Source organism: Synechococcus sp. BA-120 BA3, from assembly GCF_034931285.1.
In the GTDB taxonomy this organism is placed as follows: domain Bacteria; phylum Cyanobacteriota; class Cyanobacteriia; order PCC-6307; family Cyanobiaceae; genus Cyanobium.
This window is the reverse complement of record NZ_JAYGHZ010000190.1, coordinates 1-1,119: the sequence shown is the minus strand read 5'-3', so window position 1 is coordinate 1,119 and position 1,119 is coordinate 1. Positions and strand designations below refer to the sequence as shown.

The 1,119-nt window shown below is 46.5% G+C and carries 2 protein-coding genes; one reads left to right on the top strand and one right to left on the bottom strand.

All coding sequences use genetic code 11. The features are described from left to right. A partial coding sequence (locus VB737_RS07175) for a flippase (RefSeq protein WP_500312232.1) occupies positions 1–867 on the top strand: 867 nt, incomplete at its 5' end. Positions 868–882: 15 nt separating this feature from the next. Here VB737_RS07175 and VB737_RS07170 read toward each other — a convergent pair. Next, the coding region (locus VB737_RS07170; RefSeq protein WP_500312231.1) for a glycosyltransferase at positions 883–1,119 on the bottom strand (237 nt) is incomplete at its 5' end.

Genomic DNA, 1,119 nt, shown 5'->3' with positions numbered 1-1,119 from the left:
GTCACAGAGAACTTGGTGTTCATGCTGATCGTATTGCTACGAATTGCAATGATATTGCTTGAATTTCCTCTGATTTACTTTGTTGCTTTGTTGGTACTTGAAGCAGTTTTAACCACACTGGCGTTTCTCTGGCTATTCGGTGTTCATAAGCTTAAAGCTCTCAGGTTCGACAATTCAAATTTTTTAAGCGTGCTAAAGGTAGCCTGGTTATTGGCCTTATCTGTAGGCGCTGCCATGCTTTATATGCGTGTTGATCAAATCATGCTGGCCTCATTGCTCAATCAAGAGGCCGTAGGTATTTATTCTGCTGCTGTTCGAATAAGCGAAATTTGGTATGTATTTCCCGCTGTGATTGTAGGTTCAGTGTTTCCTAGAATTATCAGAGAATTGCGCGTTGATGCCGCGCGTGCTAATCGACAGCTCGATGTTTTGCTCACAGCGTTTTCAATTGTTTCCGTATCCGTTGGTCTGCTTATAGGCAATTACTCAACAGAGATTATTATTTTTCTCTTTGGCGAAGACTACCGCGCCTCCGCTTCAGTATTGAGTATTCATGTGTGGTCGTCGGTGTTTGTTTTTTCAGGAATTCTGGGCAGTCGGTGGCTAGTCGCTATGGACATGCAAAAGGTATTGTTGGTCTCTACCTTGATTGGTGTTGTTGCAAACATCGCAATGAATTATTTGATGATCCCGGTATACGGGGTTGAGGGGGCGGCCTGGGCCACCCTTGTTGCCCAATTCATGTCTGCAATATTGGTAAACTGCTTCCATCCAGTTTCGCGGCAACTATTCTGGATGCAGATGTCTGCTCTAAGCCTGTTCTCGCTTCGGCACATCGCACGTTGGTGGCGATTGAATTCCAGATAGTATGTCGCCCACCCTTCACAGCAGGCTTTGGTACACCTCCAACGTTCGCTTGGCCGTGGTTTTCCAACTGTATTTGGCGCTTTGGTAATGACCCGCGCTGATCAGTTCATTGCGAAGCGTAGGGCTTGACAGAACTCGCTCTACCGAGTCGGCCAGTTGTTTCTCGTCATTCGGGTTGAAGTACAAACATGCATTGCCCAGTATTTCCGGTAACACGCTGGCATTGCTGGAAATTACAGGGCAACCCAGTGC